The following is a 23,717-nucleotide window of genomic DNA, read 5'->3' on the forward strand; positions in this document are numbered from 1 at the left end:
GAGATGAGCTACCAGCAGCAGCCCCCGCCGCCGCAGGGCACGCCGTACCCGGGACCGAAACCGAAGCGGCTCCGCCCGCACGACCCGCTGGCCGTTGCCCTGGGCAACGCGTCGTTGCTCGGCCTCGGCTACTTCCTGATCCGCCGCTGGTTCTTCGGCCTCCTAGGCCTCATTGGTACGGCGGTACTCCTCGTCCTCATGTACCAGCGCAAGGACATGGCGTACCAGTTCGGCCTGCTGGGATGGGGACTGCTGCAGGTGCTGCACGGCCTGTTCCTCGCGACCCGGGCGCCGGAGCGGAAGGCCAGTGTTCCGAGGCGGATCGTCGCCGCTGTGATCACGCTCGCGGTCGTGACTTCGGGCGTCGTGCTCAAGCGCGATGCCGCCGAGGTCGCCGACGAGGTGACCGCGGCGCGGCGGGCCGGTGACTGCGCGGGAGTGGTCACGGCGCAGGACAAGGTCTGGTTCGGCGACCGTCTCGTCGCCGGGCAGGACATGGACCGCGGCGACAGCGACGTCGAGACCTGCGGAAGGATCGACACGGCGAAGGGGCACTTCACGGCGGCCGCGGGACTGACCGACGTGGCGTCCCTCAGGGAGGGCTACGACATCCTCGGCCCGATCGCCTCCGACCCGCGGCAGCAGGCGACCGCAGGTGTCGTCATGGATCGGTTCGTCAAGGACCTGCAGGCGATGGAGCCATGCGGGCAGATCACGATGACCGCCTGGTTGCGGACCCGCAAGCTGTCCAAGAATTTGCTCGATCGCGCTAATGCCGTCGTACCCCGGATCGAGCCGAACGCCCTGCTGACCTGCGCCGACGACTACGCGTCGCGCTCGACCTGGGTGACGGCGCGTTCGATGTACCAGCAGCTGGTCACGACGTACCCCAAGGCCAAGCAGGCGATGCGGGCGCGTGCCGGACTCGTGAAGGCCACGCTGGCGATCGAGCTGGACAACGTCCGGAGCCTGGTGTCGACCGGGGAGTACTGCTCGACGCCGGCGAAGTACAGCGGCGCGAAGGCGTACCACCGCGGCTTCAACCCGGCGATCTTCCTCGGCGACGGCTCGCAGTACGCCGACCAGTTGCCGGCCGCGTGGTCCATCGACGACCCGTACCGGGCGACCGTCGTCGTGTGCACCGAGACACCGGGAATGGGCGCGGCCGTGCAGACCTGCCCGTACGTACCGGAGACGAATCCGTACGGGGGAGAGGTCAGCTACGTGACGTTCCGCAAGGTCACGGTCCCGACCAAGGTGTACGAGCTGCGCACCGGGCGCCTGGTGCTGTCCACCACCGTGACGATGTCGGGGGAGGCCTGCCCGTACCGCCTGAGCTCCAGCAGTACGGACGAAGAGAGCGTGACCCCGAGCGCCGCGCAGGTCCAGGCGGCGTTTCGGCCCCTCGTGGTGCGCCCCTGAACGGCGCATACTGACGGCTCCAGGGAGCTCGTCTCGAGGGGGCCGAGGATGACCGTGCCCGGTGGCTACTCCATCAAGACCTATCGGTACCTGCGGATGGCGATGCCGGCGATGATCGTCCTGCTCGCCGCCGCACTGGTCATCGAGTGGGCGAAGACCGACCCGCACTGCCTGCAGACGTCGATCAGCGCGTACTACTACACGCCGGTCCGCGCGATCTTCGTCGGCTCGCTGATCACCATCGGCGTCTGCATGGTGGTGCTGAAGGGCAACACCGAGCCGGAGGACATTTGCTCAACGTGGCCGGCATCCTGGCCCCGGCCGTCGCGCTCGTGCCGACGCCGGGACAGGGCACGTGTCACTCGGTGCCGGTCGCGCTCGGCGACGCGGCCGCGAACGTTGCGAACAACATGCTCGCGCTGTTCGTGGTCGGCGTACCGTGCCTGCTGCTGACCGCGGTCTTCATCGCCCGGGACCGGATCCGGCAGCCGGCCGGGTGGACGCCGATGTACGTGCTCGGCCTCGCGGTAGCGGTGGTGATCTTCGGCGGCGGGCTGGCGTGGTTCTTCGTCGATCGCTCCGGGTTCATCGGCAACGCGCACTACGCGGCCGCGATCGTGATGTTCCTGTGCATCGTCGCGGTCGTGCTGCTGAACGCGGAGCAGTTCCGGCGCAAGCAACGCAAGCACGCGATCCCGCATTCACCGGCGAACCGGTACTCCGTGATTGCGGTCGCGATGGTCGTCGTACCGCTGCTCATGTTCGGCTGGAAGAAGATCTTCGGCTGGGACCATGCGGTGCTCTGGATCGAGGGCACGCTGATCCTGCTGTTCGCGGCCTTCTGGATCAGCCAGACGCAGGAGCTGTGGAACGAAGGGATCCGTCAGGAGTTGCCGCGTTCGCAGGCCACGCCGTCGCCGTTGCGATCGAGCGCCGTCGAGTAGCCCGGATCCCCGCGGTGCAGCGGCGCCTTGCCCGCCGCGCGAACCTCCGCACAGCTCTGGTACACGACCGCAGTGGTCGTGACCGGGGCCGTAGTCGGGGTCGGCGCCGTCGAGGAGCTCGTCGGCGACGGCTCGGTCGGCGTCGGGGTTGGCGCCGTCGTGACCTCCGGCGTCGCACTCGGCGTCTGGCTCTCGGTCGGCGTCGGCGTCCGGCCGGCCTCGGGACTCTCGGTTCGCTCCGGAGCCGTCGCGACGGCCGTTGGCTCCGCGACCGGTGTGCTCGTTGGCGTCGACGTGGGTTCCGAGATTCGCACGGGCGTCGTACTCGCGGACTCGTCACCGCCGCCGAACGGGTTGAGCAGCACCACCGCGATCAGCGCGAGTGGTACGGCCACGACGGCGCCGAGCTTGATCCTGCTGGGTCCGCCGTACCGACCAATCGGGCCGTGAACCGGCCGACCGTGTCCGTCGACCCAGAATCTCCATCCCGCTGGTGCAGGCGGCCACGACTCGGGCGGACGCCATCTCTTCGGTGGTCGCCAGCGCGCGGTCGGCGGGTCGGGCCAACCGGGCGGTGCGTTGAACTGCCTCACTCTTCCTCCCCCAGTACTGGCAGCAGCCTAGCGAGAGGGTCGGACGAAGGAAGACGGGAGGTCCCGAAATCCCAATATTTAAACGCTTGTACGTCGACGCGTGCCCGGACCCGATCGCGGTACGGCGTCGCGCGGTGACGTCGGGCGACCTCGCATTGAGTGCTAAGTCTCGTTGACAGACTCAGGTGGGGGTGTGAAGCTCGATCCATGACGGAGACTGAGCAGGCGACCCGGAGCCGGACGTTCTCGTGGGCGGACCCGGCCGAGACCGCGGCCCGGGTCGGCCGCTCGTCGGGCCTCGAGATGCTGCGGGCGATGCGCGACGGGGAGCTGCCCGCACCGCCGATCCTGCACCTGGTCGGCGGGACCGAGATCGAGGTCGAGGAAGGCAAAGTCACGGTGCTGATGCCGGTGGCCGAGTTCCACTACAACCCGCTCGGCACGGTGCACGGCGGAGTCATCGCGACACTGCTCGACACCGCCGCCGGCTGCACCGTCCACTCGACGCTGCCGGCCGGCGTCGGCTACACGTCACTCGACCTGATGACCCGCTTCATCAAGCCGGTCACGATCGACTCGGGCCTGTTGCGCTGCGAGGGCGGGATCATCAGCCGCGGTCGTCGTACGGCGGTCGCGGAGGCCCACCTGTACGACGAACGCGGCAAACTCCTCGCCCACGCAACGTCGAACTGCCTGCTCTTCGAACTGCCTCAGGCCTGATCGGCCAGGAGCTTCTCGCTCGCCACGAGCCGCACGCAGGTGGCGAGACCGGTGATCGCCGCCTCGACCTCGGGCAGCTCCGGGTACGTCGGGGCGATCCGGATGACCTGGTCGGTCGGGTCGTCGCCGTACGGGTGCGTCGCGCCGGCCGGCGTGATCGCGATGCCGGCCGCCTTCGCCTTGGCGACCACCTCGCGAGCGCAGCCCTCGGGGACCTGCAGGCTGACGAAGTAGCCGCCGGCCGGAGCCGTCCAGGACGCGAGGCCGGTGCCGCCGAGCTCGGCGGTGAGGATCTTGTCGACCGCGTCGAACTTCGGCCGGATCAGCGCGGCCAGCGTCCGCATGTGCTCGTGCAGGCCGTCGGCGTCGCGGAGGAACTGCACGTGCCGCAGCTGGTTGATCTTGTCCGGCCCGATGCTCCGCTTGACCGTGTGGCTCAGCCACCACTTGATGTTCGCCGGTGAGGACCCGAAGAACGCGACGCCGGCGCCGGCGAAGGTGATCTTCGAGCTCGACCCGAACACGAACGCCCGGTCCGGGTGCCCGTTCTCGGCGCACAGCGCGAGCACGTCGGCGAGCTGGGCGGGGGAGTCGGTCAGGTGGTGCACGGCGTACGCGTTGTCCCAGAAGATCCGGAAGTCCGGCGCCGCCGTCTCCATCGCGGCCAGCCGCCGGACGGTCTCGTCGGAGTACACCGCGCCGTCCGGGTTGCTGTACTTCGGCACGCACCAGATGCCCTTGATCGCGGCGTCCTCGGCGACCAGCCGCTCGACGACGTCCATGTCCGGGCCCTCGGGCGTCATCGGCACCGGGATCATCTTGATCCCGTACCGCTCGCAGATCCCGAAGTGCCGGTCGTACCCCGGGACCGGGCAGAGGAACGTCAGCCCCTCCACGTCGGCCCATCGCTGCTCGGCGCCCGGCACCTTCCCGAGCAACGCGTACACGATCGCGTCGTGCATCAGCTCGAGGCTCGAGTTCCCGGCCGCGAGCAGCTGCTCGACCGGCACCTGCAGGTCCGCGGCGAAGATCGCCCGTACCTCCGGCAGCCCGTTGAGCCCGCCGTAGTTCCGCAGATCCGTCCCGTCCGCGGATACCGGATCACCGCTCAGCCCCAGCACCCCGTTCGCCGCATCCAACTGCTTGGGCGACGGCTTCCCCCGCGTCAGATCCAACTTGAGCCCCTTGGCCACCAGCGCCTCATAATCCGACCGCGCACGCTCAACCTGACCAACCAGCTCATCGACACTCACGGAGGAGTCCTTTCCCAAGTACTAGCTATTGACCCCCAGCCTAGTGATCACCCGACGAAGCGCAGAAACAGGGACCGTCCCGGGTCAGCGGCCGTTGCACTTGGGGTAGCGCGGGTCCCAGGGTGGGCAGGTCGGGAATCCTGGTGGCGGCTTGACGGTCGGCGGGGTCACGGGTGGCGTCGGCGGGGTGACCGGCGGCGTCGGTGGCTTGGCCTTGCTGCCGTTGGAGATGTACAGCAGGACCATCGCGCCTTCGGGTGCGCCGTCCTCCTGCCGCGGGTTCGTCCAGGCGACCGTCCCGGCCGGCGCGTCCGAGTCGACCTGCGGGCCGTGACTCATCTGGACCTTGAAGCCCATCGACAGCAGCTTCGCGGCCGCGTCGGCGGGGGTCATGCCCTTCAGGTACGGCAGGTCCTTCACGTTGCCGCGGATGATCTTGTCGTCCGGCTTCACGAACTTGCTGGTCGGCAGCCCCTGCAACGCACCCTGCATCGCGGACTCCCAGATCGGGCCGGCGGTGCCGGAACCCGAGGCGTCCTTCAGTTTCTTGCCGTTGAAGACCTGGTTGATCAGGTTCTCTGCCGGCGGGTCGGCGTCGGCGACCACGGAGACCGCCGCGAGCCTCGACGAGTAGCCGGAGAACCAGACGGCCTGGTTCTCCTGGATCGTGCCGGTCTTGCCGGCCAGGTCGCTCTTGCCGAACTTCAGCTTGGCGCCGGTACCGCCCTTCGCCATCACCTGCTGCAGCACGTAGTTGACACCGTCCGCGACCCCCGGCGACAGCACCCGGTGGCAGTTCGGGCCGGGCGTCGGGATCGCCTTGCCGGTCTTCAGCGAGGAGATCGACGTGATGATCTGCGGGTTGCAGTACATGCCGCGGGCCGCGAACGTCGCGTACGCGTTGGACATCATCAGCGGCGTGATCAGACCCGCCGAGCCGAGTGTGAACGAGACCACCTGCTGCAGCGGTTTCAGCGTCTGCGCGTCGTACATGCCGAGCTGGGACGCGATCGTGGTGATCGGGCAGAGACCGATCTGCTGGGACAGCTGCAGGAAGTAGGTGTTGGTTGAGGCACGGGCCGCGTCGACCATCGACGGGTCGAGGACGGTCTTCGTGGAGTTCTTCGGGTTGTACGAGTCGACCGAGATCGGGCCGTTGCAGGTACTGAAGTTCTGGCCGCCGAGGCTGATCGTCTGCGGCGAGCGGATCCGGTACGTCGTCGGCACGCCCTTGCCGATCGCGGCGGCGATCGTGAACGCCTTCATCGTCGAACCGTTCTGGAACCCGCCGAAACCGCCGGCGTAGGACTTCTCGACGTTGTAGTTGTACGCCGTCTGCCCCTTCTTCCCGCCGTACGCGCGGCTCTGCGCCATCGCCTTCACCAGGCCGGTGCCCGGCTCGACCATCGTGATCGCGGCGACGGCCTGGTCGCCGGCCTTCGAATGCTGCGCGATCGCGGTCTGGGCGGCGGCCTGCATCTTCCGGTCGAGCGAGGTCTTGATCACCAGGCCGGAGGTCTCGATGTAGTTCTCGCGTTCCTCCGGCGTCTTGCCGAACGCATTGTTCGCCTTGAGCTTGGAGACGACGTACTCGCAGAAGAAGGGGTACGTCGAGTTCGCGCAGCCGCTCGGGATCACGCGGACCTTCTTGGGGTCGATCACCGGGGTCTTGATCGCGTCCTGGGCCTGCTTGGCGGTGATGATGTTCAGTTCGTTCATCCGGCGCAGGACGACGTCGCGCCGGGCCTTCGCGCGGTCCGGGCTGTCGATCGGGTCGTACCCGCTCGGGTTCTTCACCAGGCCGGCCAGCATCGCGGCCTGCGGCAGCGTCAGCTTGGCCGCGTGGACGCCGAAGTAGTGCATCGCCGCGGCCTCGACGCCGTACGAACGGTCACCGAAGAAGGCCAGGTTCAGGTAGCGGTTCAGGATCTCCGTCTTCGGGATCTCCTTCTCGACCGCGATCGCGTAGCGCAGCTCGGCGATCTTCCGCTCGTAGGTCTCGGCAGTGGCGTCCTTGACCTCTTCCGGCGTACGGGCCTTGTTGATCAGGCTCAGCTTCACGTACTGCTGGGTGATGCTCGAGCCGCCCTGCTGGACCCCGCCGGACGACTGGTTGCGCAGCAGCGCGCGCAGGGTGCCCTTGAAGTCCAGCGCACCGTGCTCGTAGAACCGGTCGTCCTCGATCGCGACGATTGCCTTCAGCATCACCGGGCTGATCGCCTTCAGCGGGACCGGGGTCCGGTTCTGCTGGTACAGCGTCGCGATGACCTTGCCGTCCGCGGCCTGGATGATCGACTTCTGCGCAAGCGGCGCCGTCTGCAGGTCCTGGGGCAGGAACTGCACCGTCTCGTGCGCCTTGGCCGTGGTCACTCCGGCCAGACCGGCGAAGGGTAGGGCCAGCCCGGCGGTCAGCGCTCCAGCGAGCGCGCTGACCACGAGGAACACGAACACTGACCACACGACATTGGGCCGCTTGGCCCGCCGCTCGCCTTTGTGCATGGTTGGGCAGATTACGTGAGGAGAGTGCTTTCCGGGAGTCTCCTCGTTACGGAATTTACACATTAGCCCAACGATCTCACCGTCAGTAGCCAAAACCTCACTACCCGACGATCATCCCACCCCCAACCACCACCCCACACCGGGCGTCCAACCAGTACAAGAAGCACGCGAACAAGGGGGAACGGGATGAAGCGTTGGGGAGTAGGACTCGCGGTCGTGGGGGCCGCGGGGATGGTGCTGGCGGGGGTATCGCCGGCGGAAGCCAAGGTTGACTCGGCAACTACATCGGCCGCGGCCGGCACAGCCCAGCCGGTGTTCGTGAAGCGGTACTTCAACTGTTACTACGACGAGGGGTGCTTCGCGACGGCGGTACTGCCCAAGACGTGGCGGGCGATCCGGCTGGGCACGGACGAGTACCGGTTCGCGGACCGGACCGCGCCGCGGATGATCCGGATCCGGATGAACATCACCGGACCCAGCACCGCGGTGGCCGCCAAACGCAAGCAGGCCGCACTGAAGGGCACGCGAGGCCTGAAGATCCTCAGCCGCAAGACGACCACGATGAAGTCGACCTCCGGCCAGGGCCCGCTCACCGTGACAACCCTCGTCTACACCTACCGCAGCGGATCCACGACCCGGTACGTCGCAACCCGCTACATCGCGATGTGGTCCCTGAACTCCGCCAACGTAGAAATGACAGTAGGCGGCCGCCTGAAGGACCGAGCAACACTCACCAAGGTCCTCGACAAGGCAACCACCTCCATCACCCTCGCCGGCTGACAATCCGCGGCTACCGGGCCACCACCCTGCCCGGTAGCCGCTTCGTCCGTCATCGCTGCCTGAGGACGTCCGGGAGCTTGCCGAGGACGGTTAGGCGTTTGGTGGCTCGGGTGATGGCTACGTAGAGGTCTGAGAGGCCGCGGTTGGATTCTTTGACGATGGTGGCTGGGTCGGCGATCAGGACTGCGTCGAATTCGAGGCCTTTGGACTGGGGTACGTCGAGGAGGGCGACGGTGCCGTCGAGGACGGACGGGTCGTGGCTGTGGGCAACTTCTGGGAGTACGGCGGCGAACTCGTTGTACCGGGATGCCGGGACGATCACGGCAAGGCGGCCGTCGCCGATCTCCCGCTGCTCGAACTTGATCGCGGTGCGCACCGCGTCGGCGAGGGCTGCGGGCGGGACCGGGTCGATGAAGGGGGTGGTGCCGGTCTCGCGGACCGAGGTGGGTGGCTGCAAGGTCGGGTCGATGGCGGCGAGGATGTCGGCGGCGACCGTCATGATCTCGGACGGGGTGCGGTAGTTGACCGTCAGTTCGGCGGTGCGCCAGCGGCGGGCGGCGTACCGGTCGAGGAGCTCGGCCCAGGACCGTACGCCGGCAGCCGAGCCCGTCTGCGCGATGTCGCCGACGATCGTCATCGACCGGCGCGGGCAGCGGCGCATCAGCATCCGCCAGTCCATCGCGGACAGCTCCTGGGCCTCGTCGACGATGACGTGGCCGAACACCCAGTCACGGTTGTACGCCGCACCCTCGGTGCTACCCGCCGGCCTGTTGAACACGCGCGTGCGTTGGGCGATCAGGTCCTTGAACTGCTCGATCTCCCAAGGCTCGATGGTGATCCGCTCGGCGGTCAGCTCGATGTCGACGATGCCGTGCGCGTACTCCCGGCCCGCTTCCTCGGCGGCATCATCCTCGGCCGCCTGGCGCTTGCGTCCGGCAACGACGTCGGAGGTCTCGCCGAGCAACTCGGCCGCTTCGTCGAGCAGTGCAACGTCCGACGCAGTCCAGTCCGTGGCGAGTGGACGCAGTACGGCGGAACGCTCGGAGGCACTGAGATGCGGTGCAGCGGCGGCCAGCCCGTCGTCCGAGGAGAACAGAACTGAGACGAGGAGCTGCGGTGTGAGCTCGGGCCACAACTGGTCGAGGAGCTCGAGGATGTGGTCGTCGTCGAACAATTCCTGCTCGATGTCCTCGATGTCCGCTTCCCCGACGTACTGCCGGCCGATGCGGTCGACCACCTGCTTGGTGAGGGTCTTGAGGACGCGCCGGACGAACAGCGGCCGGGCCCGGTTGTGCAGCGGCTGCGCAGCGAGCGCGCCTTGTTGTGCTTTGCGGATCGCGTCCGGCCGAAGTACTAGCTCGTCCTGGTGGACCTTCAGCCGGATCGGCTTGGCCGGGACGACCCGGAAGCCGGCGATCGCCTGCGCGATCACGTCGGCCATCGCCAGGTTGCCCTTGATCCGCGCTGCCTCGGCCGGCTCCGGCGCGGTCGCCGCGACGCCCGGGAACATCTCGCTGATCGTCGCGAGCACGACGTCGGTCTCACCGAGCGAGGGGAGTACCTGGTCGATGTAGCGCAGGAACGTGCTGTTGGGTCCTACTACCAGTACGCCGCTCCGCCCGAGCTGCTCGCGATGCGTGTAGAGCAGGTACGCCGCTCTGTGCAGCGCGACCACGGTCTTGCCGGTGCCCGGACCGCCCTGTACGACGAGTACTCCGGGCAGGCCGGACCGGATGATCTCGTCCTGCTCGGACTGGATCGTCGCGACGATCTCGTTCATCCGGCCGGTGCGGCTCGCGCCGAGCGACGAGAGCAGTGCCGCTTCGCCGATCAGCGTGCTGCGTTCGCCGTCGTCGATCGCGTCGGCGTCCAGGAGGTCGTCGTCGACCCCGACCACGGTCCGGCCGTGCAGCCGGATGTGCCGGCGGCGTTTGACGCCGAGCGGTTGGGCGGCGGTGGCCCGGTAGAACACTTGCGCGACCGGCGTCCGCCAGTCGATCAGCAGCGGGTTGTAGTCGTCGTCGAACAACCCGATCCGGCCGATGTGGAACCGTTCGCCGGCGGTCTCGTCGATTCGCCCGAAACACAATCCGCGTTCCACCGACGACAATTGCGAGAACCGCCCGGAGAACAGATCCGTGAACGACTCCCGCTCCGACCAGGCCTGATCCGTCTGGGCGGTTTCCTCGACCTGCACCCGGCCCAGTTCGCCGCGCGCCTTTTCACGCAGCACATCGAGCCGCTCGTACATGATCGTCACTTCGCCTTGCTCTGCAGCGATCTCCTGCTCCAGCACCCCTGCCCCCGATCCCTTGCACAAACCCGGAGAGTTTGATAATCTGAACCTAGAAGCCCGGACAGGGCTTCTTTTTTGTTTTACGGCACAAACACCCCACGGTACCTTTTCGGGGAATTTGCCGCAAGAGATTCAGAGCAGGGCTGAGCACACCCGCCGGGGTCTGGGAACAAGCAATAGCCTGTTCCCAGACCCCGGCGGGTGTTTTAGCGGCTGAAGCCGGCGGTTAGGCCGCTGAGGAGTTGGCGGCGGCTTACGGCGTACAGGATGACGATCGGCAGGGTGGTGAGGACTACGGAGGCGAGGACTGCGGGGACGTTCACGCTGTACTGGCCCTGGAAGGTCCACAGTGCCAACGGCAAGGTTCTCTTGTCGGGGCTCTGGGTGAGGATCAGCGGTAGCAGGAACCCGTTCCACACGCCGAGCCCGTTGTAGATGCTGACCGTGACGAGCGCCGGCCGGGTGAGGGGCAGGGCGAGGCCGCGGAGCATGCCCCATTCGGTGGCGCCGTCGACGCGCATCGACTCGAACAGTTCCTTGGGTACGTCGCGGATGAAGTTCGTCAGCACCAGCACGGACAGCGGGATCGAGAACGCGATCGACGGCAGGATGAGCGCCAGCAGACTGTCGTAGAGGTGCATCTTGATGATCAGCAGGTACACCGGGATGATCGTGGCCTGCAGCGGGATCGCCAGCCCCATCAGGAACAGACCGTTGACTCCGGCAAGGAACTTGCTGCCGGCGCCGCGGATGATCGCGTACGCCGCCATGAACGAGATCGCGACGGCCGGGAGGATCGTGCCCACGGTGACGATCACGCTGTTCAGGAAGTACCGCGGGAAGTCGGACTCGATGACCAGCCTGTAGTTGTTCGTCGTCGGCGCGGACGGCAGCGCGAACGGGTTCTGCGTGAAGTACGCACTCTGGTCCTTGAAGCTGGTGACGACGATCCAGTAGAGCGGGATGAGCACGATCGCCAGCCAGATCCAGCCGGCGAGTCCGCCGAACCAGTTCAGCTGGAGCAGTTTGCGGGCGCGGAACGAGGGGCTGCGCGCCGGGCGGGTCGCCGTACCCGAGCTGCTGGTGGCCACAGCCATGTCACGCACCTTCCTGCTGGCTTGCCGTCGTACTGCCACCCAGTCGGCGCAGCAGCAGTGCGAGCGCCAGGCCGAGCAGCACGATGAGGGCGGCGATCACGCTGGCCGGACCCATCTGGTTGGACATGAAGCCCCGCTTGTACATGTCGAGGGCGAGGACGCGCGTGGCGTCGCCGGGACCGCCCGCGGTCAGGACGAAGATCAGGTCGAAGAACGTCAGCGAGCCGACCACCATCAGGGTGGACGACGTGATGATCGTGTACTTCAGCTGCGGCACCGTGATGCTGAAGAACTGCCGCATCCGACCGGCGCCGTCGATCGAGGCCGCCTCGTACATCGTGGTCGGGATCTGCCGGACGCCGCCTTGGTAGATCAGCGAGTGGAACGGGATGAACTGCCAGGACACGATGAAGATCACGACGCCGAGCGCGAGGTTGCTGCGGCCGAGCCAGTCCTGGGTGAGGAAGCCGAGGTGCAGGCCGGGGCCGAGCCCGAAGTTCGGGTCGAGCAGGGCCTTGTAGGTGATCGCGATCGCGGCCGAGCTGAGCAGCAGCGGGATGAAGTACAGGACGGCGAGGAACGCGCGGTACCGCTGCCGCCCGGCGAGGAACGTGCCGAGCAGCAGGCTCATCGGGGTCTGCACCAGCCACGACAGGATCATGATCTCGAAGGTCACCAGGATGCTGTGCGGCAACTGGGAGTCGGACAGCACCGACCTCCAGTTCGACAGGCCCGCGTTGTGGATCGCGCCGAGGCCGTCCCACTGGGTGAAGCTCAGCACGAGTACGCCGACTAGTGGGACGACCCCGAACACGATGAACAGGACGAGCGCGGGCAGCACCATCCAGGCGACCGGACCGCTCCGCCCGACCCTGGACGATGCAGTACGGCCACCGGCCTGCGTAACGGGCGGAGCGGGAGGAGCGGTCACACTCACTGGCCGATCACCGCGTTCATGTTCGTGGCGAACTGCTGCGGGGAGATCGACAGCTGGAAGAGCTTGGCGATGTTGTCGAGCAGCGTCTCGGCCTGGGTCGGGCTGAGGGCCTGGTCCCAGGACTGGGCGAAGTTCTTCGCGTTCGCCGCCGTGTCGTAGACGAAGTTCAGCCACGCGGAGTCGTTCTTGTCGGTGATCGACGAGAGCTTGTCCTTCGCGCTCTTCACGACCGGGATGCTGCCGGACTTCACCCAGGCCTCGACCGTGGCGTCGTCGAGGGTGTTGTTCGCGATGAACTTCTTCGCGGTCGCCTTCTCGGCATCGGTAGCCTTGGACGAGATCGACATGTACTGACCCGGGTTGCCGACAGTGTCGCTCGGGTCGCCCTTGCCGCCGTCGACCGGCGGGAAGTTCATGTACCCGAGGTGCCCGCCGGTCACGAAGTCGCCACCAGACGATTTCATGTTGCCGTAGGTCCAGGCGCCGTGCAGCATCATCGCGGCCTTGCCGGTGAAGAGCAGCGCCTGGTCGGCGTTGGAGTCGGCGGTGATCGAGGAGAAGCCCTTGACGAAGCCGTTCGCCTTGATCAGCTTCTGCATCTCGTCGAGGGCCTTGAGCGCGGACGGGTCGGACCAGCCGTCCTTCTTGCCGTCGAAGATGTTCTGGAAGACCTCGCTGCCGCCGATCCGGTCGAACAGGAACTCCAGCCACATCATGTTGGTCCAGCGCGACTGGCCGCCGAGCGAGAACGGCGCGATGCCCTTGTCGTTGAACTTCGGCACCAGGTCCATGATGTCGCCCCAGGACTGCGGGGGCTCCGCGCCGATCTTCTCGAACGCGCGCTTGTCGTAGAACAGCACGATCGGCGTCACGGTCTCGCCCGGCACCGCGTAGATCTTGCCGTTGGCGGTCGCCGCCGTGAATGCCGACGGGAAGATCGAGTTCTTCAGTTCGGCCTGCTCTTTGTTGAGCCAGTCGGTCAGATCCTCGACCTGGCCGGCTTCGACGTACGCCTTCAGGCCGCCGCCGCCCCAGCCCCAGATCAGCGTCGGGCCCTGGCCTGCACCGATCGCGGTCTTGATCTTCGCCTTGAACGCGTCGTTCTGGAACTCGGTGGTCTTGAGTTTGGTGTCCGGGTTCGCGTCGTTGAACCTCTTGACCTGCGCCTCGCGGATGGCCTGCTGCGGCTGTCCGGTGAGGAACCAGTACGTCGCTCCGCTGCCGGCGCCGCCTGCTCCGGCGGTGGAACCGGGCGTGCTCTTCGGACCGGAGCTGCCGCAGGCCGCGAGGCCGGCCGCCAGTGCGCCACCGCCCACCAGGCCGAGGAAGTTACGTCGGGATGTCGAGATGGGATCCACTGTGATCTCCGTACTCCATGCTGCCCCGCAGGTTGCGGAAGCACCTGCCGATATGACTTGTTTTCGAAACATAGATTTCGGAGATACTGCTGTCAAGACTTGAACTAAGCAGACTTTGGGGTCACAGTGAGGTCACGTAATCGCCTGTTGGCACAGGGGATTCATCGATCTACGGCGGATCGGCCGGGTCGACCGGAGAGCTTCGAAAAGTTTTCGATAATTGCTCACCGAATGGAACGTTCATCAAGGGAGATTTTCTTGTCCATCTCGACTGACCGGCCCTGGCGCGACCCGGCGCTGCCCGCTGCCGAGCGGGCCGGGCTGCTGCTGGCGGCGATGACGCTGGAGGAGAAGATCGCGCAGCTCGGCAGCCGCTGGGCCGGCAACGACATGGCCGACCACGAGCTCCCCGAGGACGAGACGATCAACGTGGCACCGATGGAGGACGTGTTCTCGGTCGGCGGTTCGCTGTCCCTGGAGGACGCGAGCCGCGACGGGCTCGGTCATCTCACCCGGGTCTGGGGCAGCTACCCGCAGACGGTCGAGCAGGGTATCGCCGAGGTTGTCCGGCAGCACGAGGTGGTGCTGAAGGAGTCGCGGCTCGGTGTGCCGGCGCTGGTCCACGAGGAGTGCCTCACCGGATTCACGACGTACGGCGCGACTGTCTATCCGGCCTCGATCGCGTGGGGTGCGACGTTCGACCCGTCGCTGGTCGAGCGGATGGCGGCGGCGATCGGGCGCGACATGGCGGCGGTCGGTGTGCATCAAGGACTGTCGCCTGTGCTCGACGTCGTGCGTGACTATCGCTGGGGCCGCGTTGAGGAGACGATGGGCGAGGACCCTTACCTGGTGGGGATTCTGGGTTCGGCGTACGTGCGTGGTCTGCAGAGCGCGGGCGTCATCGCGACGCTGAAGCACTTCGCCGGGTACTCCGCGTCGCGCGCCGGACGGAACCACGGGCCGGTGTCGATGGGGCGTCGCGAGTTGCTGGACATCATCCTGCCGACGTTCGAGACCGCGATCGCGACGGCCGGCGCCAGGTCGGTGATGAGCTCGTACGCCGACCTCGACGGGCTGCCCGCGAGCGCGGATCCGTGGCTGTTCACCGACGTACTGCGGGACGAGTGGGGATTCGAGGGGACGGTCGTCTCGGACTACTGGGCGGTGCCGTTCCTCGCGTCGATGCATCGGGTGGCGGCGGACAACGCGGACGCGGGGGTCGTCGCGTTGACCGCCGGGACTGACGTGGAGTTGCCGGACACGATCGGGTACTTGAGCCTGCTGGACAAGGTGAAGGCGGGGGAGGTGTCCGAGGAGCTGATCGACCGCGCAGCGCGGCGGGTGCTGCTGCAGAAGGCCGAGCTCGGTCTGCTGGACGAGGACTGGACGCCGGAGGGCTCGGTGCAGTCCGGCGTCGATCTGGATTCGGCCGCTAACCGGTCTCTTGCGGGTGAGCTTGCGGAGAAGTCGGTCGTCTTGCTGGACGCCGGCTCGGTCCTGCCGCTGTCGGGTGCTGCGAAGGTCGCTGTGGTCGGTCCCTGTGCTGATGATCCGCGGACGTTGATGGGTTGTTACGCGTTCCCGAATCACGTGTTGCCGCGGTATCCCGAGCGTGGGCCGGGGATCTCGGTGGCCTCGCCGCTCGATGCCTTGCGCAATGAGTTGGCCGACATCTCGTACGCCAAGGGCTGTGAGGTGATCGGAGACGATCGCTCCGGCTTCGCGGCGGCTGTCGCTGCGGCCCAGGACTCGGACGTGTGTGTCGCCTTCGTGGGTGACCTCTCCGGGTTGTTCGGGCACGGGACTTCGGGCGAAGGATGTGATGCGGAGGATCTGCGGCTGCCTGGGGTGCAGGGCGAGCTGCTGGAAGCGTTGCTCGACACCGGGCGACCTGTGGTCGTGGTCGTGGTGTCGGGGCGGCCTTACGCGCTGGGGTTGTTCGCGGATCGGGCTGCCGGGTTGGTGCAGGCGTTCATTCCCGGGCAGGAAGGTGCTGCGGCGATTGCCGGCGTACTGAGTGGTCGGATCGTGCCGAGCGGGAAGCTGCCGGTGCAGATCCCGCGGCACGTCGGTGGGCAGCCCGGTACGTACCTGCAGCCGGCGCTCGGGAGTGTCGAGAGCGCGGGCATCAGTGGGCTCGAGACGCAGCCGCTGTATCCGTTCGGGTACGGGGCGTCGTACACGGACTTCACGATCGCCGATCTCCGGTTGAGCGTGCCGGAGATCGGCACTGACGGCGAGTTCACCGCGACGGTACGGGTGGCGAACACAGGCGACCGGGGCGGCGACGAGGTCGTGCAGCTGTACCTGCGCGACGTCGTCGCCCGGGTCGCCCGCCCGTTGAAGCTGCTGACGGGGTTTGCCCGGGTGTCGCTCGAGCCGGGTCAGGCGGCCGACGTCACGTTCCGGGTGCACGCCGATCGCACGGCGTACACGGGTCCCGATCTGCGCCGGATCGTCGAGCCCGGAGACGTCGAAGTGATGGTGGGCACGTCGTCGCTGGACCTGCCGTGTCGTGCCATGCTGCGGCTCACCGGGGATGTGAGGGTGGTCGGGCACGACCGGGTCCTGACGACTCCGGTGACGATCAGCAACGATCCTGGAGGAGGGTGATGAGATGTCGCCGTTGAAGGGTCGCGTCACCCTGGCCACGGTGGCCGGATCGGCCGGTGTGTCGGTCGCCACGGTGTCCAAGGTGCTGAACGGGCGCAGCGACGTCTCGCCGTCGACTCGCGCCCGGGTGCAGGACGTCCTCGAGAAGCACGGGTACGTCGGGCGCCGCCCGGAGCCCGTCCAGCACGAGACGGTCGAACTCTTCTACCAGGGCGTACTGAACAGCTACTCGGTCGAGGTGATCCAGGGTGTCCTCGACGCGGGCGAAGCGGCCGGGGTCGAGATCGTGCTCAGCTCGCGGCCGCCGCACCCGAGCCGGCACTCGGCGGGTCGCGCCGCACCCTGGGTGCGGGACCTGATCGCGTCCCGCCGCAGGGCCGCGGTCGGGATCACGAGCGAGCTGTCCGACGCCGACCTGGCCGCCTTGTCCCGGGCGCGGCTGCCGTTGGTGATCATCGACCCGGCCGACGTACCGCAGCCCGACATCACGAGCGTCGGGTCGACGAACTTCGCGGGCGGCATGGCCGCGACCCAGCACCTGCTCGAGCTCGGGCACCGGCGGATCGGGTACATCGGCGGGCCGCCGACGTCGGCCTGCAACCAGGCGCGGATGAGCGGGTTCCGCAGCGCGATGGACGCCGTCGGCGCCGAGGTGCCGAAGGACTACATCTGGCTGAACAACTTCCTGTACGACGACGGCCTGGCCGGCGGGTCGATGATGCTCGACCTGCCCGACCGGCCGACGGCGATCTTCGCCGGCTGTGACGAGATCGCGGTCGGCGTGATGGAGGCCGCGCGCGCCCGCGGTCTGCGGATCCCGGACGACCTGAGCGTGGTCGGCTTCGACGACACCCAGGTGGCTCGGCATGCGTCTCCGCAGCTGACCACGGTGAAGCAGCCGCTCCGGGAGATCGGCGCGGTCGCCGTACGCACCGCGCTGCAACTGGCCGCGGGGGAGCCCGTCGCCTCACACCACGTCGAGCTGGCAACAACCCTCATCGTCCGCGGCTCAGCCGTCCCACACGGCCTGTCGTCGGTCGCCGCTTCCTGATCATTCCTTGCGATCGGCGAGGAGCTTCGTCGCGAGGACGGCGGCTGACAGCAGGATCGCGGAGAGCGCGGCCAACAGGGTGAGTGGTACGGCGTTGGCGCCGGCGGACTTCTCGTCGGACAGGACGGTCATGATCGGGCGGATCGGGGAGATCCAGCGGAGGAGCAGTACGGCGAGGATCGCCGCGGCTGCGGTGAGCATCGCGACGCCGATCCGCGGGATCACGAGACGCGAGCAGAGCAGGCCGATCGCGATCCCGATCATCGCCGCGCCGAGTTGCGCGGCCGCACCGACGGCGAGGTCGCCGGCGGTGACGACGTGCTTGCCGGTGACGATCGGGTAGACGAGACCGATCACCAGGAGCGGTACGCACCAGGTGATCACAACGGCGACCGTCGTCGTCAGGACGCGCAACGAGCTGCCGATCATCACCAGCGTGATCTTCCGCTGGGTCGGGTCCTCGTGGTTGACGACGCTGACGGTGAGCCAGGTCGTGCAGACGAGCATCGCCAGCACGCAGAACGAGTACGACGACTGCAACGGGCCGTTGTCCGACGTCGTACCGACGGCCATCGCGGCGAGGAAGATCAGCGTCGGCGGAAGGTACCGCTGGGAAAGCAGGACGCTGGTCAGCAGGTAACGGTAGAGAGCGCTCACTCGGCTTTCACCTGCCGCACGCTGACGACCGACCACCCGTGGTTCAGCGCGGTCAGTAGCGCGGCGTCGTGCCGCCCGGTCGGCAGCAGCACAGTCACGCCGCCCTCGGTACGCCGTACCTCCAGGACGTCGGGGTGACGCTCCCAGTCGACCCCCGCGCCGTTGAGGTGTGCAGTGACGGGGATGAGGTGCAGTTCAGTGAGGGCGGGCTGTTGGCGCAGTGAGGTGAGGCTGCCGCGGTCGAGTTCGCAGACGCGGGTTGCGGTTGAGCGGACGACTTCGGCGGAGTGTTCGGTGAAGGCGACTGCGGCACCTTGTTCCGCGGTCTCGGTGAGGAGTTCGCGCAGGGTCGAGTGAGCGGTCGCGTCGAGGCCTGCCCAGGGTTCGTCGAGAACGAGAAGCTGTGGCGGATCGAGCAGGGCCTGCGCGAGCGCGACCTTCTGCGCGTTGCCTTTCGACAGTTTGCGCATCGGGGTGTCCGCGCCGCCCGAGAGCGCAAGTCGGTCGAGCAACTCGAGAGAGCGGTCTCTCGCCGTTCTCGTACTGAGTCCACGGATCCGCCCCATATGCCGCAGGTACGCCGACGCCGACAGGCGATCGTGCGACGTGAACACATCGGGCACGTAGCTGACGACGCCGGCGTTGCGATGCACCGTTCCCGCGGACGGTCGCGACAGGCCGACCATCAGTCGCAACACGGTCGACTTGCCGGAACCGTTCGCGCCGACCAGAGCCAGCAGTTCACCGGCGTTCAGCTGCAGGTCGACGTCAGCCAGGATCTCCCGGCGTCCGTACCGCTTGGACACCTTCCGCAACCGAACCACTTCCATGCGGCGAGCCTATCCAGAGTGCGGGCCGCATCACGCGGTGCAGCGGGCGGGTGAGGACGATCGAGACCAGCAGGGAAGCCGCTGCGAACGTGGCGATTGCCGGGGCGGGCGCGGTCAGGTCGGAGAGCGCTCCGGCCAGGATCGCGACCACACCGAACGTCGTCATCCGCAACGCGGAGTCCAACCCGAGCACCTGGCCCTGCATTTCGGCCGGCGTCAGCTCGACCAGCACCTCCTGCTGCGCGAGCGAAGCCGAGTACCCGCTGCTCCCGAGAGCGACCAAGACGCAGAGGACCGCGATCGGCAGATCGAACAGGAAACCGAGAAACGGTACGGCCAGTACGAACCGCAGAACCTGTCCCGCGATCCGGCGACCTCTGGGCGTCAGGAAACGTCCGACCACGAGATCGCCGGTCATCATCCCGGCAGCGCCGGCCGCGAGCAACCAGCCGGCGCGGGAACCGGCGTACGGGACGAACAGTGCCTCGCAGCCGACGATCAAGCCGTTCGGGAGCGTGAGCGCGAGCAGCAGCGGACGTATGCGGGCCTGAGAAAGGAGAGAGCGGTTGCCGCGCCACGTCTCGGCGAGGCCGGTCCGCGCGACCCGGCGCGGCGCGCGGTCGTGCAGGCCGAAGCGGATGACCGGTACTGCGAGAGCGGCGCAGGCGGTCGCGATCCAGAGCACGGTCGACGGGGCGATCGCCTGCAGGAGGACGCCCGCGACGCCGAAGCCGGCGATCTGCATCGCGCCGACCGACAGGTTCATCGCGGACCGGCCGAGGACGAACTGGTCGGAGTGCACGACCTTGCCGAGCAGCCCCCAGCGGACGCCGGCTCCGATCGAGAGCCCGTACGCGACCGCGAGCGACAGGACGAGCCGCAGACCGGCGGAGAGCCCGAACGCTGCCTGGATGCCGACCGCAACGGTCGAGAGAACCGAGAGCAGCGTGAGCACCTGGCGGGGACGGGCCGTGTCCGCCGCGGACATCAGCGTGGAAACGCCGAGAACCTGCGCGAGCGACGGTCCGAACATGATGGTCGCCGCGAGTAACGCGGATCCGGTCGCGGCGTCGACCAGGATCGCGAGCGTCAGGCTGGTCATCGTCGACGACGCGTTGCCCAGCGCGCTGCTGATCCAGAGGTTCCGGAACTCCCGGTTGGCGAAGATCGCCCGGTACGTGCTCATGGTCCGCAGCATCGACCGCCGTTCTCGCGTCGCCTACAGTTTCGGATGGAGGCGAAACGTTGTCCGAGTTCCTGGTCGATGCCGACACGCTCGTGAACGCACGGTTCGGTACGTCGCAGCTCACCGAGACCGTGTCCGCGCTCAAGCTGCTGCGTGCGCCGGTCGAGCCGTGGTTCCGGCCGTGGAAGGACACGCACAGCGCCGCGTTCCAGGCTGCGGTGGCGGCGAGCCCGATCTCGTCGGCGCTGCTGGAGAGCGCTTTCGGGCGTAGCTGGGTCGCGGACTTCCTGACCGTGCCGCCGCTAGAGCCCGACCTCACGCTGGAGGAGGAACTCGAGTACCTGACGTCGCTCTCCGACGACCACATCCGCGCGGACCTCTGCGTCGTACGGACGCCGTTGCCATCGATCCTGCTCTCGTCGTCCGGGCTGGCCGCGGAGGCGGCGGGGTTGCTGCGGTGGGTGTGGCGGACGACGGTCGAGCCGGACTGGCCGCGGCGGTTGCGGGTGCTGCAGGCCGACGTCGTGTCGCGGACGTCGCGCCTCAGCGAGCAGGGGTGGTCCGGCGTACTGCGAGGTCTCGGGCCCGATGTCCGGTGGCTCGGCGACGGACGGATCCAGGTGAACCGCTGGGACTACCCGGCGACCGACGTACGTGGGCGCGACCTGATGTTCATCGCGGCGCACACCCAACGCGTGAACGTCAGCTGGCGGTTGCCGGATCACTTCGCGCTGACCTACCCCGTAACCGGGATCTTCGCGACAACGGAAACGCCGGACGAACCGCTCGTGCAGCTGCTCGGCCGCAACCGCGCCCGCATCCTGGTCGAGGCCGCCGAGCCGGTCAGCACAACGTTGCTCGTGGCCACCACCGGCCTGTCGCTCGCGACCATCTCCGACCACCTGCGCGTCCTGACCGACGCCGGTTTGCTCGAACGTCGCCGTTCCGGCCGATCAGTCCTGTACTGGCAATCCGACACCGGCCGCCGTGTTGTACGGCGACCGGCGTCGAACCGCCCCGAGCCCCGATGAGCTCGTGCAGCCGGGCAGCTAACGGACCTCGAGCTCCGTGGAGAGCGGTAGGTCCGAAACCGACGAGCCGGCTCGGATCGTGAAGGCACCGGGCTCCGTCGCCCATTCGTTGTCCCAGTGCTCGAAGGCATGTGCGTGCAGGCTGACCGTGATCTCGCGGGCCTGACCCGCGTCTAGGCGTACGACGGCGAAACCGGCGAGCCAGCGGACGGGACGGTCGAGAGCGCTCTCCGAGCGTTCCACGTACACCTGGACGACGTGCTTGCCGGCGCGGTCGCCGGTGTTGCGCACGGTCAGCGCGACGGACGACGGGTCGTTCGCGCGCAGGTTCGAGAGCTCCCAGGTGGTGTACCCGAGACCGTGACCGAACTCGTACGCCGGCTCGGTGCCCGCCTTGAGCCAGGCGCGGTACCCGATGTGGATGCCCTCGTCGTACCGCACGACGCCGTCTTCCGGGGTCACGTTGATGACCGGGACGTCCTCCTGCTCACGCGGCCAGGTGGTCGGGAGGCGACCGCCCGGCTCGGTCCGGCCGAGGAGAACGTCGGAGAGCGCGTCCCCGTACTGCTGGCCGCCGAAGTACGTCGCCAGTACCGCGGCGACGTCGTCTCGCCAGGGGAGGAGGACCGGGGATCCCGCGTTCACGACCACGACCGTTCGCGGGTTCGCGGCCGCGACCGCGCGAACCAGATCGTCCTGCCGGCCCGGGAGCGCGAGCGAGGTCCGGTCGTACCCCTCGGACTCGACCTTCGAGTTGGTGCCGACGACAACCAGCGCCACGTCGGCGTCCCGGGCCGCGGCGACGGCCTCGTCGATCAGGGCCTGCGGATCGTCGTTGCTCGGTTCGACACCGACCGTGATGCTCAGCGCGTTGCTCAGGCCGCCCTCGACCTTGGGCAGGTCGAGCTCGACGCGTACGTCGATCGGCGTTCCGGCGGTGACCTCGAGCGGCGTGGAGATCGACGGCGGGGAGAGCAGCGCGGCGCCCAGGTCGTTGCCGACCGGGACCGCGGCGTCCTCGCGGAGGAGCTTGCCGTCGGCAAAGATCCGGCCGCGGCCGACCGACGCGAAGCCGAGTTGGATCGCGCCGGACTCACTCGGCGTCCAGGTGGTGCGGAACTCGAAGACCGCCGACTCGCCGATCGGCGCGTTGCCGCCGAGGTACACGAGCGCGCTGGAGAAACGGTCTTCGGCGAACAGGTCGGACCCGTCGGCGGCGAGGAACCGTACGCGGGCGCCAGGTTCGCCGGACTGCGGGTTGGTCATCGTGGCCGGCGGGAGCTCGGCGACACCTTCCTGGACGACCGCGCCGATGGAGTACGTGATCTCTGCGTTCGGGAGCGCCAAGCGCAGTCCGGAGAGTGGCGAGACAACGCTCTCTGGGATGACCGTCGCGCTCCCGCCGCCCTGTGTCCGCGCGTCGCGGGCGTTGTGGCCGATGACCACGACCTTCGTCAATTCGTCGGAACGCCAGGGGAGCGCTCCCTCGTTGCGGAGCAGGACGGTGCCTTCCGCAGCCGCCGTACGGGCGAAGGCGACGCCGTCGACCTGCGGCGGGTCGGCCGGCTTCTCGAAGCCTTCGAGGGCGCCGACGCGGGCCGCGAGGGCGAGCAGGCGACGGACCTTGCGGTCGATCGCGTCCTCCTTGATCTCACCGGACCGGACGGCCTCGACGAGCGCATCACCCCAGGCCCCGACCGGACCGGGCATCGCCAGGTCCTGCGAGTGCTTGGCGCTCTCCAGGCTGCGTACGGCGGTCCAGTCGCTGACGACTACACCGTCGAAGCCCCAGTCGGTGTTGAGCGGGGTCTCGAGCAGGTCGTTCTCCGACGCGGTCGCGCCGTTGATCGAGTTGTAGGCGCTCATCACCAGCCACGCCTTCGACTCGGTGACCGCTTTCTCGAAGGCCAGCAGGTACACCTCGCGCAGCGTGCGCTCGTCGACCACGACGTTCGCGGTGAAGCGGTCGGTCTCGAAGTCGTTCGCCACGTAGTGCTTCGGGGTGGCGCCGACGCCGAGCTCCTGCACGCCGGCGACGTACGCCGCGGCCAGGTCCGCGGTCAGGACCGGGTCCTCGCTGAACGCCTCGAAGTGCCGGCCACCGAGCGGGGAACGGTGCAGGTTGATCGTCGGGCCGAGCACCACGTCGACGTTCTTCCGGCGGGCCTCGAGCGCCGACACCACGCCGTACCGATGGGCGATGCCGACATCCCAGGACGACGAGAGAGCGGTTGCCGACGGGAGATTCAGCGACGGGTCGCGCTCGTCCCAGACCGCGCCCCGCACGCCGCTCGGGCCGTCGGACAGCACCATCGAACGCAGCCCGATCGCGGGCAGCGGGTGCGTGGACCAGAAATCCTGGCCGGTGAGGATCCGGACCTTCTCCTCGAGGGAGAGCCGGCCGAGCAGGTCGTCGAAGTTCATGGCGACGACTGTACGTGCGAAAACCA

Annotated in this window: 19 protein-coding genes and 1 pseudogene; 9 read left to right on the forward strand and 11 right to left on the reverse strand. The window is 67.9% G+C overall.

What is annotated here, in order from left to right:
• The first annotated feature begins 3 nt into the window (after positions 1-3).
• The 3 genes from EV649_RS38010 to EV649_RS38020 are packed head-to-tail and all read left to right on the forward strand — an operon-like array spanning position 4 to position 2,366.
• Complete coding sequence (locus tag EV649_RS38010; protein WP_130388543.1) at positions 4-1,422, forward strand: hypothetical protein; 1,419 nt, start codon at positions 4-6, stop codon at positions 1,420-1,422.
• A gap of 48 nt (positions 1,423-1,470) precedes the next feature.
• Positions 1,471-1,875, forward strand: a complete 405-nt coding sequence (locus tag EV649_RS38015) for a hypothetical protein (RefSeq protein WP_130388544.1) — start codon at positions 1,471-1,473, stop codon at positions 1,873-1,875.
• The gene (locus EV649_RS38020) at positions 1,788-2,366 is read left to right on the forward strand and encodes a hypothetical protein (protein ID WP_130388545.1); all 579 of its coding nucleotides are present in this window, start codon (positions 1,788-1,790) and stop codon (positions 2,364-2,366) included. The genes EV649_RS38015 and EV649_RS38020 overlap by 88 nt, the downstream gene beginning before the upstream one ends.
• 5 nt (positions 2,367-2,371) lie before the next feature.
• Here the strand turns inward: EV649_RS38020 and EV649_RS41880 are convergent.
• Positions 2,372-2,431, reverse strand: a pseudogene (locus tag EV649_RS41880) (excalibur calcium-binding domain-containing protein); the annotation flags it as partial.
• 13 nt (positions 2,432-2,444) lie between these two features.
• Here EV649_RS41880 and EV649_RS41885 point away from each other — a divergent pair.
• Together EV649_RS41885 and EV649_RS38030 are read left to right on the forward strand one after the other, a co-directional pair.
• Positions 2,445-2,816, forward strand: a complete 372-nt coding sequence (locus tag EV649_RS41885; protein WP_241999203.1) for a hypothetical protein — start codon at positions 2,445-2,447, stop codon at positions 2,814-2,816.
• A gap of 350 nt (positions 2,817-3,166) precedes the next feature.
• Positions 3,167-3,679, forward strand: coding sequence for a PaaI family thioesterase (locus EV649_RS38030; RefSeq protein ID WP_130388546.1), 513 nt, complete (start codon positions 3,167-3,169; stop codon positions 3,677-3,679).
• On the opposite strand, the gene EV649_RS38035 is transcribed toward EV649_RS38030, so the two are convergent.
• Together EV649_RS38035 and EV649_RS38040 are read right to left on the reverse strand one after the other, a co-directional pair.
• A complete protein-coding gene (locus tag EV649_RS38035) occupies positions 3,670-4,932 on the reverse strand; it encodes an aminotransferase class I/II-fold pyridoxal phosphate-dependent enzyme (protein WP_130388547.1) in 1,263 nt (420 codons plus the stop codon). The genes EV649_RS38030 and EV649_RS38035 overlap by 10 nt on opposite strands.
• 84 nt (positions 4,933-5,016) lie before the next feature.
• Complete coding sequence (locus EV649_RS38040; RefSeq protein ID WP_130388548.1) at positions 5,017-7,431, reverse strand: transglycosylase domain-containing protein; 2,415 nt, start codon at positions 7,429-7,431, stop codon at positions 5,017-5,019.
• Between the two features lie 186 nt (positions 7,432-7,617).
• Between EV649_RS38040 and EV649_RS38045 the strand changes: the two genes are divergently transcribed.
• Entirely contained in the window at positions 7,618-8,211 is a 594-nt protein-coding gene (locus EV649_RS38045; RefSeq protein ID WP_130388549.1) for a hypothetical protein, read from the forward strand.
• Positions 8,212-8,260: 49 nt separating this feature from the next.
• On the opposite strand, the gene EV649_RS38050 is transcribed toward EV649_RS38045, so the two are convergent.
• The 4 genes from EV649_RS38050 to EV649_RS38065 all read right to left on the reverse strand — a co-directional run bounded on the left by EV649_RS38050 (position 8,261) and on the right by EV649_RS38065 (position 13,899).
• Positions 8,261-10,507 carry an ATP-binding domain-containing protein gene (locus EV649_RS38050; RefSeq protein WP_241999185.1) on the reverse strand — a complete coding sequence of 749 codons (2,247 nt, stop codon included), beginning with the start codon at positions 10,505-10,507 and terminating at the stop codon, positions 8,261-8,263.
• 206 nt (positions 10,508-10,713) lie between these two features.
• On the reverse strand, positions 10,714-11,604 hold the full coding sequence (locus EV649_RS38055) for a carbohydrate ABC transporter permease (protein ID WP_130388550.1): 891 nt from the start codon (positions 11,602-11,604) through the stop codon (positions 10,714-10,716).
• A gap of 1 nt (position 11,605) precedes the next feature.
• A complete protein-coding gene (locus EV649_RS38060) occupies positions 11,606-12,448 on the reverse strand; it encodes a sugar ABC transporter permease (protein WP_130388551.1) in 843 nt (280 codons plus the stop codon).
• An 89-nt stretch (positions 12,449-12,537) separates the two neighbouring features.
• Positions 12,538-13,899, reverse strand: a complete 1,362-nt coding sequence (locus EV649_RS38065) for an extracellular solute-binding protein (RefSeq protein WP_241999187.1) — start codon at positions 13,897-13,899, stop codon at positions 12,538-12,540.
• A gap of 258 nt (positions 13,900-14,157) precedes the next feature.
• Between EV649_RS38065 and EV649_RS38070 the strand changes: the two genes are divergently transcribed.
• Positions 14,158-16,512 carry a glycoside hydrolase family 3 N-terminal domain-containing protein gene (locus EV649_RS38070; RefSeq protein ID WP_241999189.1) on the forward strand — a complete coding sequence of 785 codons (2,355 nt, stop codon included), beginning with the start codon at positions 14,158-14,160 and terminating at the stop codon, positions 16,510-16,512.
• 4 nt (positions 16,513-16,516) lie between these two features.
• A complete protein-coding gene (locus EV649_RS38075) occupies positions 16,517-17,563 on the forward strand; it encodes a LacI family DNA-binding transcriptional regulator (RefSeq protein WP_130388552.1) in 1,047 nt (348 codons plus the stop codon).
• Here the strand turns inward: EV649_RS38075 and EV649_RS38080 are convergent, their stop codons facing one another.
• Genes EV649_RS38080 through EV649_RS38090 form a run of 3 tightly spaced genes read right to left on the reverse strand, consistent with a single transcriptional unit; the run spans position 17,564 to position 20,236 of the window.
• Positions 17,564-18,220: a hypothetical protein gene (locus EV649_RS38080; protein WP_130388553.1), complete on the reverse strand. Its 657-nt coding sequence runs from the start codon at positions 18,218-18,220 to the stop codon at positions 17,564-17,566.
• Entirely contained in the window at positions 18,217-19,050 is an 834-nt protein-coding gene (locus EV649_RS38085; RefSeq protein WP_130388554.1) for an ATP-binding cassette domain-containing protein, read from the reverse strand. The genes EV649_RS38080 and EV649_RS38085 overlap by 4 nt, the downstream gene beginning before the upstream one ends.
• Complete coding sequence (locus EV649_RS38090; protein ID WP_130388555.1) at positions 18,989-20,236, reverse strand: MFS transporter; 1,248 nt, start codon at positions 20,234-20,236, stop codon at positions 18,989-18,991. The genes EV649_RS38085 and EV649_RS38090 overlap by 62 nt, the downstream gene beginning before the upstream one ends.
• 59 nt (positions 20,237-20,295) lie before the next feature.
• Between EV649_RS38090 and EV649_RS38095 the strand changes: the two genes are divergently transcribed.
• Positions 20,296-21,267: a helix-turn-helix domain-containing protein gene (locus EV649_RS38095; RefSeq protein ID WP_130388556.1), complete on the forward strand. Its 972-nt coding sequence runs from the start codon at positions 20,296-20,298 to the stop codon at positions 21,265-21,267.
• Positions 21,268-21,285: 18 nt separating this feature from the next.
• On the opposite strand, the gene EV649_RS38100 is transcribed toward EV649_RS38095, so the two are convergent.
• Positions 21,286-23,691, reverse strand: coding sequence for a glycoside hydrolase family 3 C-terminal domain-containing protein (locus EV649_RS38100; RefSeq protein ID WP_130388557.1), 2,406 nt, complete (start codon positions 23,689-23,691; stop codon positions 21,286-21,288).
• Positions 23,692-23,717 lie beyond the last annotated feature (26 nt).

The organism is Kribbella sp. VKM Ac-2569 (genome assembly GCF_004216905.1).
Lineage (GTDB): Bacteria > Actinomycetota > Actinomycetes > Propionibacteriales > Kribbellaceae > Kribbella.